Source organism: Cellulomonas sp. EB106-03-03-XG116 (assembly GCF_058792015.1).
In genome coordinates this window covers 1-13,019 of record NZ_JBYTEP010000021.1, presented here as the reverse complement: position 1 = coordinate 13,019, position 13,019 = coordinate 1, and the positions used below count along the sequence as shown (strand labels likewise).

Annotated in this window: 11 protein-coding genes; 4 read left to right on the top strand and 7 right to left on the bottom strand. The window is 78.4% G+C overall.

The window, feature by feature from the left end; all coding sequences use genetic code 11:
• Positions 1 to 14: 14 nt before the first annotated feature.
• The gene (locus AC3WUG_RS09925; RefSeq protein ID WP_492327494.1) at positions 15 to 1,088 is read left to right on the top strand and encodes a YihY/virulence factor BrkB family protein; all 1,074 of its coding nucleotides are present in this window, start codon (positions 15 to 17) and stop codon (positions 1,086 to 1,088) included.
• Positions 1,089 to 1,166: 78 nt separating this feature from the next.
• On the opposite strand, the gene AC3WUG_RS09920 is transcribed toward AC3WUG_RS09925, so the two are convergent.
• The 3 genes from AC3WUG_RS09920 to AC3WUG_RS09910 form a co-directional block, all read right to left on the bottom strand.
• The gene (locus AC3WUG_RS09920) at positions 1,167 to 2,801 is read right to left on the bottom strand and encodes a peroxidase family protein (protein ID WP_492327493.1); all 1,635 of its coding nucleotides are present in this window, start codon (positions 2,799 to 2,801) and stop codon (positions 1,167 to 1,169) included.
• A gap of 215 nt (positions 2,802 to 3,016) precedes the next feature.
• Positions 3,017 to 4,210, bottom strand: a complete 1,194-nt coding sequence (locus AC3WUG_RS09915) for a M15 family metallopeptidase (protein WP_492327492.1) — start codon at positions 4,208 to 4,210, stop codon at positions 3,017 to 3,019.
• A gap of 326 nt (positions 4,211 to 4,536) precedes the next feature.
• Positions 4,537 to 5,883: a hypothetical protein gene (locus AC3WUG_RS09910; protein WP_492327491.1), complete on the bottom strand. Its 1,347-nt coding sequence runs from the start codon at positions 5,881 to 5,883 to the stop codon at positions 4,537 to 4,539.
• A gap of 231 nt (positions 5,884 to 6,114) precedes the next feature.
• On the opposite strand from AC3WUG_RS09910, the gene AC3WUG_RS09905 reads away from it, so the two are divergent.
• Positions 6,115 to 6,573 carry a universal stress protein gene (locus tag AC3WUG_RS09905; RefSeq protein WP_492327490.1) on the top strand — a complete coding sequence of 153 codons (459 nt, stop codon included), beginning with the start codon at positions 6,115 to 6,117 and terminating at the stop codon, positions 6,571 to 6,573.
• Positions 6,574 to 6,579: 6 nt separating this feature from the next.
• Here AC3WUG_RS09905 and AC3WUG_RS09900 read toward each other — a convergent pair whose 3' ends face one another.
• The 3 genes from AC3WUG_RS09900 to AC3WUG_RS09890 are packed head-to-tail and all read right to left on the bottom strand — an operon-like array spanning position 6,580 to position 8,908.
• Positions 6,580 to 8,292: a RecQ family ATP-dependent DNA helicase gene (locus tag AC3WUG_RS09900; RefSeq protein ID WP_492327489.1), complete on the bottom strand. Its 1,713-nt coding sequence runs from the start codon at positions 8,290 to 8,292 to the stop codon at positions 6,580 to 6,582.
• A complete protein-coding gene (locus tag AC3WUG_RS09895; RefSeq protein WP_217614219.1) occupies positions 8,289 to 8,531 on the bottom strand; it encodes a hypothetical protein in 243 nt (80 codons plus the stop codon). The genes AC3WUG_RS09900 and AC3WUG_RS09895 overlap by 4 nt, the downstream gene beginning before the upstream one ends.
• A gap of 26 nt (positions 8,532 to 8,557) precedes the next feature.
• The gene (locus tag AC3WUG_RS09890; RefSeq protein WP_492327488.1) at positions 8,558 to 8,908 is read right to left on the bottom strand and encodes a DUF8129 domain-containing protein; all 351 of its coding nucleotides are present in this window, start codon (positions 8,906 to 8,908) and stop codon (positions 8,558 to 8,560) included.
• A gap of 144 nt (positions 8,909 to 9,052) precedes the next feature.
• Between AC3WUG_RS09890 and AC3WUG_RS09885 the strand changes: the two genes are divergently transcribed.
• Positions 9,053 to 9,847, top strand: a complete 795-nt coding sequence (locus AC3WUG_RS09885; RefSeq protein WP_492327487.1) for a glycoside hydrolase family 16 protein — start codon at positions 9,053 to 9,055, stop codon at positions 9,845 to 9,847.
• 98 nt (positions 9,848 to 9,945) lie between these two features.
• On the opposite strand, the gene AC3WUG_RS09880 is transcribed toward AC3WUG_RS09885, so the two are convergent.
• The gene (locus tag AC3WUG_RS09880) at positions 9,946 to 12,057 is read right to left on the bottom strand and encodes a DNA/RNA non-specific endonuclease (protein ID WP_492327486.1); all 2,112 of its coding nucleotides are present in this window, start codon (positions 12,055 to 12,057) and stop codon (positions 9,946 to 9,948) included.
• A gap of 280 nt (positions 12,058 to 12,337) precedes the next feature.
• Between AC3WUG_RS09880 and AC3WUG_RS09875 the strand changes: the two genes are divergently transcribed.
• On the top strand, positions 12,338 to 13,000 hold the full coding sequence (locus AC3WUG_RS09875; protein ID WP_492327485.1) for a caspase family protein: 663 nt from the start codon (positions 12,338 to 12,340) through the stop codon (positions 12,998 to 13,000).
• Positions 13,001 to 13,019 lie beyond the last annotated feature (19 nt).

Below are 13,019 nucleotides of genomic sequence, written 5' to 3'. Positions count from 1 at the left end.
GCCAGGAGGTCCCCGTGGCCCACGCCGACGACGACCGGACGAGCACCGCACGTGCCGACGCACCCGAGCCGGACGACCCGCGCAAGCCCGACTCACCGGACGACCTGACCACGCGGTCGTGGCGGTACGTGCTGCGCACCACGATCCGCGAGTTCAACCACGACCAGTGCACCGACCTCGCCGCCGCGCTCACGTACTACGCGGTGCTGGCGATCGCCCCGGGCCTGCTGGCCGTGGTGTCGATCCTCGGCCTGGTCGGCGACGGGCAGCAGCTCGTCGAGGACCTGGTGTCGACGGCGACGGGGATCGTCGGCCAGGACAGCGCCGAGAACACGCTGCAGCCGATCCTGGAGAACCTCACCAACTCCCCCGGCGCCGGCCTGACGTTCATCGTCTCGCTGGTCGTCGCGCTGTGGTCGGCGTCCGGGTACGTGAACGCCTTCAGCCGCGGCATCAACCGGGTCTACGAGATCGACGAGGGCCGCCCGATCTGGAAGCTGCGCCCCGTCCTCCTCCTGGTCACGCTGGTGCTGGTGCTGTTCGCCGTGGTGATCGTCGTGGCCGTCGTGCTCTCGGGCGGCATCGCGGAGAGCGTCGGCGACGCCATCGGCCTGAGCTCGGCCGCCGTGACCGCCTGGAACATCGCCAAGTGGCCCGTCGTGCTGCTGCTCGTGATCGTCGCGATCGCGATCCTGTACTACTTCACGCCGAACGTCCGGCAGCCGAAGTTCCGCTGGATGAGCGTCGGCGCGCTGGTGGCGGTCGTGGTGTGGATCCTGGCGTCGCTCGGCTTCGGGTTCTACGTCGCGAACTTCGGGTCGTACGGCAGCACCTACGGCTCGCTCGCCGGCGCCATCGTGCTGCTCCTGTGGCTGTGGATCACCAACCTCGCGCTGCTGTTCGGCGCGGAGCTGGACGCCGAGGTCGAGCGCGGCCGCGAGCTCCAGGGCGGGATCGAGGCCGAGCGCACCATCCAGCTGCCGCCGCGCGACACCCGCGCCAGCGACAAGAAGCGCGCCAAGGCCGAGGAGGATGTCCGCCGCGGCCGGCTGATCCGCGAGCAGCGCCGGACCCGGCCGCCCCGCTGAGCCGGGCGGGCAGGACGCGGCCGGGCACGCACGACGCGTGCCCGGCCGGTCCGGCGCGCGGTCCGGCGGCCACCGCGCTCAGGAAGGCGTGACGCCGGCGACGTCGAGCAGGTCCGCCAGCCCGCCGATCGTGCGCGCGCCGTCGCCGCCCGGCAGCACGGGCACGGGCCCGGTGCCCCACGCGGGCACGCTCGTGAGGAACGACGCGGGGTCGTGCCGCATCAGCCCGATGATCGTCTCGGCGACCAGCCGGCTGCCCACGGGGCCGAGCGAGTTCCCCGAGGTCAGGACCTCGGCCTCCTTCAGGACGTAGTACCAGAGCGGCGTGCGCCCGGAGAGCTCGGGGCTGGTGAGCGCGGACCGGACGCCCGCCGGGGCCCCGCGGAGCAGCTCGGCGCGGGTCAGCGGTCGGATCCGCAGCGCGCGGGCCACGGCCTCCCCCGTCGGCACGCCGAGCAGGTAGCCGCGCAGCAGGTTCCGCTTGGCGAGGTGCTCCTGGATGCCGGCGAGGTCCCGCGGCTCGTTGCGCATCACCGACAGGTCGTCGGCGAGCTGGGTGTCGATCGCGCGGGCGAAGTGCCGCGGGTCCGGGTCGGCCTTGTCGACGAACCGGTCCCACTCGATCGCCCAGTTCTCCGGCAGCGCCTGCGCGCCGCCGATGAAGCCCCCGCGCCCCGTGAACTGGAACAGCTGCTCCAGCGTGGCCCGCGGCGCGACGAAGCCGGGGTCGCCGAAGTTCCGGTTGTAGTCGTAGGCGTTGCGCACCTGCGAGTGCCCGAACCGGAACGCCGCGACCGAGAACTCGAGCGGCATCACCGGCGGGCGCCTCGCCGGGAACCGCTGCAGGTACAGGCCCTTGAGCTCGGACAGCACCCAGTCGACGGTCCCCGGCACCGTCACGGTCCGCAGGTAGTCGTGCACGATCAGCCACTGGTGGGTGTGCCGCACGAGCTGCTGCGCCTTGACGAGCAGGTCCGCGTCGGACAGCCCCGGCTCCGCGGCGCGGAACGCGGTGACCACCGCGTTGTGGAACCGCAGGTACGCGGTGTGCAGCTGCGCGACGACCAGGTTCTCGTCGTTCCGGGAGTCGCCGATCGTCGCGGGGAGCTGGATGCGCCCCGTCGCGGGGTCCGTGACCGGGTGCCGGCCGGGCAGGTCGCGGGCGGCGGGGTCGGTGGCCGCCGGCACCGGCTGGCCCGGCGCGGGCGCCGCGAGGGTGCCCACCCGCAGGAACGGCCCGTCGTAGAACGCCGCCGACCGGTCGCCGTCGGGCCCGTCGCCGTAGACCGAGTCCAGGTTGAGGTACGGCTGCCGGGCGTTGCCGAGCGCGTGCCGCACGGTGTCCGCGTCGACGGGCCGCAGCCCCGGGTCCGCGATCGCCGGCTGCTGCAGCCGCGGGTCCGCCGAGTCCTCGAGCGTGAGGTCGTGGTCGATGAACTGGCCCCAGTACGTGTAGGCCGCCGGGATCGTCGACGGCGGGGCCGGGCTGGCGGCCGGCTCGGCCATCGCACCGCCGAGGCGGCGGAGCAGCGCGATCACCTGCGGCGGGTCGGCCGACGGCAGGTGGGCCTCGGCGTCGCCCACCAGGTCGGCGAACAGGTAGCCGAAGTCCGAGGCGCGCGCCTGGCGCCGCAGCACCTCGCCGTGGCCGACGTTCTCGACCACCCGCCCGGCGACGGCGGGCGCGGCGGTCTGGGTCTGCAAGGCGTTCATGTGGTTCCCCCTGGGCGGTGCCGGGCCGCGGTGGCGCCCGGCCGGGTGGCGGACCCGCGCCGCGCGGGGCGGCGGGGCGGGCGGTCCGCGCCGCCGCCGGGGGGGTGCGGGCGGCGCGGGCTGCGAGTCCGGCGCGAGGCGGCCGACGACGGCGTCGGGGCGGCGCGCACGCCGGGTGCGCGAGACGACCATCACACCACCGCGCCCGCGGGGCATCAAGAGTCGGCGGCGGCGGGACCCGCGGGCGCGGCGCCGGCGGTCCCTGCGGCACCGGCAGCAGCCACGGTGCCGCCGCCGGCCGCCGCGGCCGGCGTCCCGGTGTACTCCCAGTGCCAGGGCTCGGCCGGCCCCGCGCCGCCCGGCCCGGCCCACGCCGGGTGCTCCCACCCGTGGGCGGGTCCGTGCTCGACCATCCACGCGTACAGCGGCTGGTCGAACTGCCCGACCCCGCCGAACCCGGCGAAGTCGACCGCGACGCCCCAGCCGTGGTGCGACACCCCCGCCGGCGCGGCGAGGCCGCCCTTCGCGGCCTTGAGCGCCGCCTGCTCGGCGTAGGTCCGGTAGGTGCTGCCGACGGGGAGGTCGGTCCCGTGCTCGGCCCGGAACTCCTCGTTCAGCGCGGTGAGCGCGACCACCGCGTCGCAGCGGAGCCGAGCGCCGGGGGCGAACGGCACCGGGCACAGCAGCACCGGGTCGACCGTCCCGTCCGCGAGCAGCCCCGACGGGCGCGCGCCGCCGGCACCCGTGCGCACCGGGGCCCCGACCACCCGGCCGTCGAGCACCGGCAGGTCCGCCGCGGCGCGCGTCGCCTCGCCGGTCGCCTGCTCCACCCGGTCCAGCCCCGCGGCGTCGCCCGCCGGGTGATCGGCCGCGACCGGCACGCTGCGCTCGACCGCCAGCGCGAGCCGGAAGACCGACCCCGCCGCGGCGCGCACCCGCAGCGCCGAGGCGACCCGGTCGCCGGGCGTCGCGGCGGGCTCGGCCCAGGCGTCCGTGAGCCGGACGACCGCCGCGTCCATCCCGGGCAGGTCGTCGAGCGGCCGGGGCGACACCCGCAGCGGCTCCACGCCGGCGGCGGCGTCCAGGGCCGCGCGGGCGAGCAGCGCCGACGCGGCGGTCACGGCCGGCTCCTCGGCGGCGGTCCGCGCCGCCCACCGGTCGGCGTCCGCGGCGGCGGTGCGGACCGGGTCGAACCCGCGGCCGGTGGCGTCCGCCGCCTGCGCCGCAGGGGGCGCCGGGCGCGCTCCCGTCCCGCCGAGCGCGGGCGTCCCGGTGAGGGTGGCGCCGAGCGCGACCGCGAGGCCGGCACCCAGCAGCGACCGGCCCCCGACCCGGGCGACCGCGGCGCCCCGGCCGAGCCGCGCGCGCCCGGCCAGCCGGTGGCGGGGGCGGCGCGGCGCTGACGGCATCGCGAAGGCTCCTGGGCGAGGCGGGTCGCTGGTCCGCGTGGGCGCGCCACCCGGGGACCCGGACCCGCGACGCCCGTCGCGCCCGCGCCCCGAGCGCGCCGTCGCCGACCCCCCAAGCCGGGGTGCCGGTGCCGCGCCACCCGGGAGGTGCGCGCCGGTCGTACCGGGCTGCTGCACCCGGCTCCCGCCACGGGCGCCCCGTTCCTCCGGGGCGTGCCGTCCGGCCAGCGTAGGAAGGCCGCGCGGAGGGTGTCAACGCGAACGGGTGAGGTGGGTCACACCACCGGGCGTGCGGCGGCGGCCCCCCGGGCTCGGCCCCGCGTGCGTCAGAGGGCGTCCCGCGCGGCCTCCGCGGCGCGCAGCCGCTGGTCCGCGCGCTCCGCCTGCCGCGCCGCCGCCGTCCGCGCCGAGCGCGCGTGCCGCACCTCCAGGCCGACCTCGCGCGCCTCCTGCTCGGCGGACGCCAGCGCGGCGCGCCACCGCTCGATCTCCTCCCGTGCGCGGGCGATCGTGCCGCCGAGCTCCTCGGCGCGCGCCTCGGCCGCGTGCAGCCGCTCGTCGGCCGAGTCGCGAGCGCCCCGCCGCTCGTCCGCTTCGTCGCGCGCCAGGGCGACGTCCTGCTCGGCGGCCCGCACCGCGGCCGCGCGGCGCTGCTCGCGGGCGTCGCGCTCGCGCTCGGCACGCTCGCGCTCGGCACGTTCGCGCTCGGCAGGGCGGTCGCGCTCGGCCTCGCGGTCCCGCTCGGCGCCGCGCTCGCCAGCGCGCTCGGCGGCGCCGTCCGCGGCACGCCCGGCGTCGGCGCGGCCGTCGTCCCCACCCGCGCCCGCGTCCTCGGCGACCCGCACCCGCCCGCGGCGCCGCCGGCCGGGCAGCGACACGGTCTCCCCCGGGTCGTCCCCGCGCGCGTCCTCGGCCGCCGCCGGCTCGCCCTCGTCGGACACGCGCACCCGCGCGCGCCGCCCCGCCGGCGCCGCGCGCAGCGGCCGCCGCGGCTCCTCCTCGGTCAGCAGCCGCCCGCGGCGGCGCCCGGGCCGGGCACCGGCCGGGTCGTCCCGGTCCTCCCCGTCACCGTCCGCCGGCGCGCCCGCGTCGTCCGGCACGGCGCGCAGCGGCGTCCGCCGCCCGGGCGCGCCGGCGAGCGCCGGGGCGTCCGGCACCGCGACCGCACCCGCGACGTCGACGGGCTCGAACCCCGACGAGAACAGGTCCCGCACGAGCAGCCCCGTCGCGACCGCCGCGGCGGCCTCGGCGTCGCCCATGGCCGCCCGGAGCGTCCCCTCGACCTGGCCGCGCACCGCACCGCCCGCCCCGCCGCCGAGCAGCTCGAGCGCCGCGTCCGCCGCCGCGCCGACGGCCCGCTGCTGCTCCGCGTGCAGGGCCCGGAGGTCCGCGCCCGCGAGGGCCGCCTGCGCCTCGCGGATCCGGACCCCGAGGTCGAGCAGCGCGCCCAGGTCGTCGGGACGCCCGCGCACGAGCAGGTTGACCGCGGCGGCCGCCGCGGAGGGCTTGCGCAGCGCGCCGACGGCCCGGGCGAGGTCGCGGTCGCCGCCGGCCCGGGCCGCCTTGACCGCGGCGGTCCGGGCGCCGGTGAACTCGGCCGGCGGCACGGCGTACAGGCCCGCCGCCACCTCCGCCACCTCCGCCAGGTCCGCCGGGTCCACCAGGTCCGCCACCGCCGTCCTCCCGTCGCACGCGCCGCCCGGTCGACCCCAGCGAACCACGCCACCAGGCGCGTCGCCGAGAAAGCACCCGTCCGCCGCGAGCGCGGCGGCGCGGGTCCCCGTCGACGGCGGGGCGCGGTGCCGCGGCGCCCCGCCCGGCTCGGGGGTCCCGCCACGGGGCCCCGCGGCAGCCGATAGCGTCGGGGCGACCAGGACCGACGAGCGCGAGAGGGACGGTGCGGCGTGACCGGCCACCAGTTCGAGATCGGCCGCGACGGCCCCACCGCCGTGGTCGTGGGCGTCGACGGCTCCGACCCCTCGCTGCGCGCGGCCGCCTACGCGGTCGGCGTGTGCCGTCGCCAGGGCAGCCGCCTGGTGGTCGTGTACGTGCGCGAGCCGGGCGGCGGGGTGGCGTCGCTCATGGACACCACGGGCGCGGCGAGCGCCGCCGTGGTCGAGCACCAGGACGCCGTGGAGCGCGCGCTCCGCGACCCCCGGGCCCTCGCCGACGCGCGCGGCGTCCCGGTCGAGCTCGTGGTGCGCACCGGCGACCCCTACCAGGTGCTGTCCGCCGTGGCGCACGAGGTGCGCGCGGACAGCGTCGTGGTCGGGTCGTCGACGAGCATCGGGCACCGCATCGCCGGCTCGCTCGCCGTGCGGCTGGTGCGGAACGCGCGCTGGCCGGTCACCGTCGTCCCCTGACGGGCGTCAGGCGGCGGCACCCCCGGCGGGTGCCGCCCGGGCCGGTCCGGCCGCCCCCGGCACCGGGCCCGACGTCGGCCGCAGCAGCCCCGACTCCAGCGCCACCGCGGTGTCCAGCGTGACGTACCCCCGCTCGGCGAAGAACACGGTGACCCGGTCCTCCTCCACGACGGACACCTGCCCGGGACCCCACTCCGCGTGCTCGACGGCCTGGCCCGGCCGCAGGGGCGCGTCCTCGACCTCGACCGACGTGCCCGCCTCGCAGGAGTCGCACGCCCCGCAGGGCCGCGGGTGCTTCTCCCCCAGCAGCTCGAGCAGCAGCCGGCGCCGGCAGTCGGTGGTGTCGGCGTAGGTGCGCACGACCTCGACCCGGCTGCGCTCGACGGTCCGCCGCTCCTCCTGCCGCTCGGCGGCGGTGCGCGCCGCGGCCTGGGCGGAGACCCCGGTCGCCGCCAGCGCCCCGCCGTCCTCGCGCCGGACGGCGCCGGTGTCGAGCAGGACGCCGAGCGCGCGGGACGCCGTCCGGGCGGCGAGCCCGCTCGCCCGCGTCAGGGCGCGCTGGTCGCGGCCCCCGTCCGGCGCGGCCGCGACGGCGTCCAGCACGGCCGCGAGGGTGCGCTGCTTCGGCACGCCGCCGGTCCGCAGGTACTGGTTGAACCCGTAGTCGTCGGGGCGGCTCACGAGCACGGCCCGCGCGGGCTCGCCGTCCCTCCCGGCGCGCCCGACCTCCTGGTAGTACGCGTCGAGCGAGGTGGGCGGCCCGGCGTGCACCACGAACCGCACGTCCGCCCGGTCCACGCCCATGCCGAACGCGCTCGTGGCCACGACCAGGTCCTGCGCCCCGGACAGGAAGGCCCGCTCGACGGCGGCGCGCTCCTTCGCCGGGAGCCCCGCGTGGTAGCCCCGGGCCGCCAGCCCGGCCCGCCCGAGCGCCTCGACCAGCTCCTCGACGTGCGAGCGCGTGCGCGCGTAGACGAGCCCGGCACCGCCGGGATCGGCCACCAGCTCGCCGACGAGCGCGACCACCCGGTCGTCCCGCTCGCGCGGCGTGGACGCGTGGTGCGCGCCCAGCCAGATGTTCGGCCGGTCGGCGTCGTGCACGAGCACGCGGGCGTCGACCATGCCGAGCCGCTCGACGACCTCGTCCCGCACCTGGGGCGAGGCGGTGGCGGTCAGCGCCAGCACCCGCGGGCGACCGAGCCGCTCGACGGTGCCGGCCACGTGCACGTAGTCGGGGCGGAAGTCGTGGCCCCACTCGCTGACGCAGTGCGCCTCGTCGACGACGACGAGCCCGACGGGGGCCCGGTCCAGGGCCTCGGCGACGGGCCCGCGCGCCAGCTGCTCCGGCCCGAGCACGAGCACGTCGAGCTCGCCCGCCGCCGCCGCGTCCAGGGCCGCCGCCTGCGCGCGGGCGCCGCGGGCGGCGCTCACCGACTCCGCGCGCAGGCCGGCCTCGCGCAGGCCGGCGACCTGGTCCCGCTGCAGCGCGAGCAGCGGCGACACCACGACGGTCAGCTCCCCGCTCAGCAGGGTGGCGATGGCGTACACCGCCGTCTTGCCCGCGCCCGACCGGGCGACGAGCAGGGTGTCCCGGTCGCGCAGCCCGTCGAGCGCGTCGCGCTGCGCCTCGCGGAGCGTCGCGCCCGGGCCGAGGACCCGGCGCACGGCGGCGTCCAGGTCCGGCGCGTCGGCCCCGGACCCGTCGGTCGTCCGCGTCACAGGGTGCGCGCTCGGTTCAGGCCGAGGAAGAACGCGCCCCCGCTGCACAGGATCCCGGCCGTGAACAGCCAGATCTCGGCGGTGTCGACCGCGAGCCCCATCAGGTAGAGCCCGCCCACGAACAGCACGAAGCAGAACAGGAACAGCAGCACCCGCGCCGGCGGGGGCGGCGGGGGCTGCTCCTCGGACGCGCGCACGCGCTCGAGGTAGTCGTCGTCGACGGTGCCGCGGTCGGACACGGGGGCCTCCGGTGGTGGTGGTGCGCTCAGCGGCGCGGCTGGGCGGGGTTGGTGGGGACGCCGTGGGACGGCGGGTTCTGGGGCGGCCCCGCCGTCTCGGGCGCGGCGCTGCTGCCGCCCGCCGGGGCCGGCGCGGCCTCGGCGGCCGGGGCGGCCGCGTCCCCGGAGGACGGGCGCTGGCCCTCGGCCAGGTCGAGCAGCCGGTGGTCGAGGATCTGGATCACCGCGACCCGGTTCGCGTGCGCCTCCTCGTAGCGGCGCAGCACGTCGATCTCGTCCGCCTCCAGGCTGCGGACGCGGTGGCCGAGCGAGCCGATCGGCAGGTGGTCGTAGTCCGGCACGGGCAGGTCCTCGCGGCGCACGTCGTCGTCGGTCATGCGTCCTCCCGGGGTCGTGGCGGCGCCCGGCGCGGCCGCCGCGATCGACGCTAGGCCGGGCCGCGGAGGCCTGCCACCGGAGCCCGGCCGGTCCTACGATCGGTGGGTCCGCGCGACCCGCCGACCCGCACCAGGGAGCACGCCGTGCCCGCACCCCCCGAGCCCCCGGGACCCACCGCCGTCGACGAGCGGTTCGCGACGCCGCCGGAGGACCGCGGCTGGACGCTGGCGTACCTGCCCGCCTGGAGCTCGCGCGCCGCCGCCGCGGCGAGCGCCCGCACCGGTCCGGACGGCCTGCACCTGACGATCCCCGTCGAGCACCCGGTCTGGTGCCCGGGCGACCACGTGCCGCCGCTCCGGGTCTCGGCGGCGCAGAGCGGGTCGTGGTCGGGCCCCGTCGGCAGCACGCGCGGGCAGCAGCCGTTCCGGGCGGGGCAGACGGTGCGGGAGGAGCAGCCCGCGCGGTGGGCGTGCACCCCGCGGGAGGGCCGGGTCGAGGTGACCTGCCGCGCGACGATCGGCCCGGGCTCGATGTTCTCCGCCTGGCTGGTGGGGATCGAGGACGTGCCGGAGCGCAGCGGCGAGCTGTGCGTCGTCGAGGTGTTCGGCGACACGCTGGGGACCGACGAGGACGGCATGCCGAGCGCCGCGCTCGGGTCCGGCGTGCACCCGTTCCGCGACCCGGATCTGCGCGAGGAGTTCGCCGCACCGCGCACGGCGCTCGACGTCGCCGCGCGGCACACCTACGCCGTGTCGTGGCGGCCCGGGCGGGCGGTGTTCGAGGTCGACGGGCTCGTCACCCGGACGCTCGACCAGGCGCCCGGCTACCCCCTGCAGCTCATGCTGGGCGTGTTCGACTTCCCGGACCGGCCGCACGGGCCGGGTGCGCCGGCGGTGCCCGAGCTGGTGGTCGAGCGGGTCCGGGTCACGCCCGGGTGACGGACGCCCGCGCGGGCGTCACCCCCCCCCCCCGGCCCGTCCGGGCGCCCGCCGTCGAGCGGCTGCATGACACGACGTGCACCGGCCCGCGCGACCGGTCAGCCGCCCAGCACGATCTCCCCGTAGGTCCTGAGCTCGTGCGCGGCCACCGTCGCCTCGACGGTCCCCAGCGGGTCGGCGGCCGCGTACGCCGACAGGTCCAGCCCGGTCAGCGCCCCGATCATCGAGACCGGGACCTGGAACGTGCGGTACGCGCCGAACGTCGCCTCCGCGAGCACGCTCGGCAGGAACGCGTCCTGCCCGAGCACGTAGCCCGTGACCACGAGCCGCCCGCCCCGGTCGACCACCGCGACCACCTTCCAGAACTGCCGCGGCAGCAGCACGCCCCGGTACGGCGGGTCGTCCGGGGCGAGCACCGGGCCCGCGAGCACCGAGATGCGCAGCCGGTCGCGCCGGGCCGTGCCGAGCAGGTACTCCTCGAGGCCGAGCCACAGGGTCGAGCCGGCGTTGAACGCGTGGTGCTGCGGGGCCGAGTTCGTGTAGTGGAACGTGTCGTCGTTCGCCGCGCGCGCCAGCGGCCCCCACGACGGGTCGAGCCGCCGGACGAGGTGGCCGCGGTCGAGCGCGTTGTCCGCGTACACCTCGGCGCCGGTCTGCTCCTCGCGCGGCAGGCGCGGGTCGAGGATCCACCGGTCGTCGCTGCGCGGGCGGGCGTCGGTGTGCGCGCCGTCGACGTTCACCGCCGTGCACAGCGCGAGCCGGCGGACCCGGTGCATCACGACGCTGAAGTGGTGGTACCGCAGCTCCGCCGAGGCGACCGGCGCGTTCGGCCCCGGGTCCGGCAGCGGCAGCGGCACGCCGAGGAAGCCGGGGTCGTAGCCGCCGCGCGCGGCGTAGTCCGGGTCGATCGCGAGCCGCTCGACGGCGGTCCCGGTGGCGGCCGGGAGCGGGGGCGGCGCCGGTGGTGCGGGCGCCGGGTCCGCCGGACGCCCGTCCGCCGTCGCGGCGTCCAGCGCCACCCGCACGGTGAGGCGGAGCGGGATCTCGACGACGCCTCCCGCGGTCCCGTCGGCCGCGGTCGTGGCCGCCACCGCGGCGCCGATCACGGCGTCCGGCGCGGCGCGCCCCGTCGCCCGGGCGCCCGCCGCGCCGGCGACCTCGGGCCGGCCGTGCGGCGTCGGGGGGTCGTCGAGCGCGTCGACGAGGGCGCGCCGGCCCGGGTCGAGCGGCAGCCCGGCCAGGTGGCCCAGGATCCTGCTGATCCGGATCCCCTCGTTCAGCGACCCGGTCGCGCCGGGCGAGGGGTCGGGCACGCTCGCGTGGTGCAGCGCGACGACCTCCCACTGGTCGTTGAACACCGGCGACCCGGACGAGCCCGGCTCGGTGTCGGTGACGTAGTGCAGCACCTGCTCGGGGATGTCGACGAGCCGGTTCTCCCGCAGCGCCACCTCCTTCCGGCGCGCCGCCGGGTGCTGCACGATCGTCACCGACTCCCCCACGACGACGGTGCCCTGCGCGCCCGTGAGCCGGCACCAGCCGAAGGGCGCGGTGCTGGCCGGCGCACCGGCGACCGCCACCAGCGCGAAGTCGAGCTCGGGGTCCGCCGCGAAGAAGGCCTCCGGGTCGAGGCCGACCTCGACGACCGGCATCGGGTCGCCGTCCAGCGCCCGCTGGAAGTCGAGCTGCAGCACGCTGCCCGCCGCCACGTCCACCGCCGGGAGCACGTGGTGGTTGGTCAGCATCAGGTGCGGCGACACGAGGAACCCCGTGCCGTACCCGGCCGTGCGGCCGTCGGCGCCGCGGATCACCACCCGCCCGACCGTCCGCTGGGCGACGAACCCGCCCTCCAGGTAGCGCGCCTCCAGGAAGTCCGGCTGGTTGATCACCTTCTCCAGCAGCACCTGCGGGGCGTCGGGCAGGTCCAGCCGCTCCGCCGCGTCCGCGACCAGGGCGGGGGCCGGCACGTCGGTCGGCACCGAGTCCGGGTCCGCGCCGGTGCGGAACCGGCTGACCCGGTCGACGCGGCGCGCCACGCGCAGCGGGTCGTTGGCCGCGGCGAGCTCCCCGCGGTCGACCCGGTCGATCGCCGGGAGCCGGACGCCCGCCCGCTCCCGCGCGCGGCGGGCGGCCAGCTCGCGCTGGAGCTCCTCCTGCGCGCGCAGGCGCTCGGGCAGGGTGGTGGCGCCTCCCGGCGCGGCGACGGTGTCCATGGGTCCGGTCCCCTCGGGCGGACGACGCGGCGGGCGCCCGGCGGGACGGGCTGGTGGCCGGGCGGGGCGGGCGTCGTCGACCGTCCCCCGCCCGGCGGACGGGACGCACGGGGGGACGCGGACGACGCTAGCAGTGTGACCCACGACACACCAGAGGCCCCGGAAGCCTTGACGCGCTCCCGCGCCGGTGCTGCACTCGAAGGGTCCGCGCCCTGGACGACGGAGTCGAGATGGCCGCCCGCCCGCACCCGTCCGCCACCCGCCCGGTCGGGTGAGCACCGTGGCGCGCGCGCTGGTCCTGATGGGCGTCGCCCGCACCGGCGGCCGGTTCCCGGAGCTGCCCGCCGTGCCGGGCGCGGTCGCGGCCGTCCGGGCCTGGGCCGCCGAGCAGGGCGTCCCCGACGACCTGGTGCTGACCTTCACCGACGACGGCGGCGCGCCGGTCACCGCCTCGGCCGTGCTCGCCGGCGTGCGCGGCCTCGTGGACCGGGGCGACGTCGACCAGCTCGTCGTCTACTTCAGCGGGCACGGGATCAACACCGGGAACGCCGAGTTCTGGCTGCTCACCGGGGCGCCCGAGGACGGCAGCCAGGCCGTGAACGTGTCGTTGACCTCGTGGTACGCCGAGCGGCTCCCCGTGCGGCACGTCGTGCTCGTCTCGGACGCCTGCCGGACGGCCGCGAGCACCGTGCAGGAGCTGAGCGTGCAGGGCGTGGCGGTGGTCCCCAACCTGCCGCCGAGCGGCCCGGCGGCGGCGGTCGACGTGTTCTACGCCTGCGCGCTCGGCGACCCGGCCTACGAGGTCAAGGACCCCGCGGCGTCCGGGGCGGCGTACCAGGCGCTGTTCACGTCCGCGCTCGTGGGGGCGCTGCGCGGCGACCACCCCGCGCTGGTGACGCCGGGGGCGGCCCCGGTCGCGGCCCTGTCTCTTCTACACACCTGACGCTGCCGACGAAGGACGT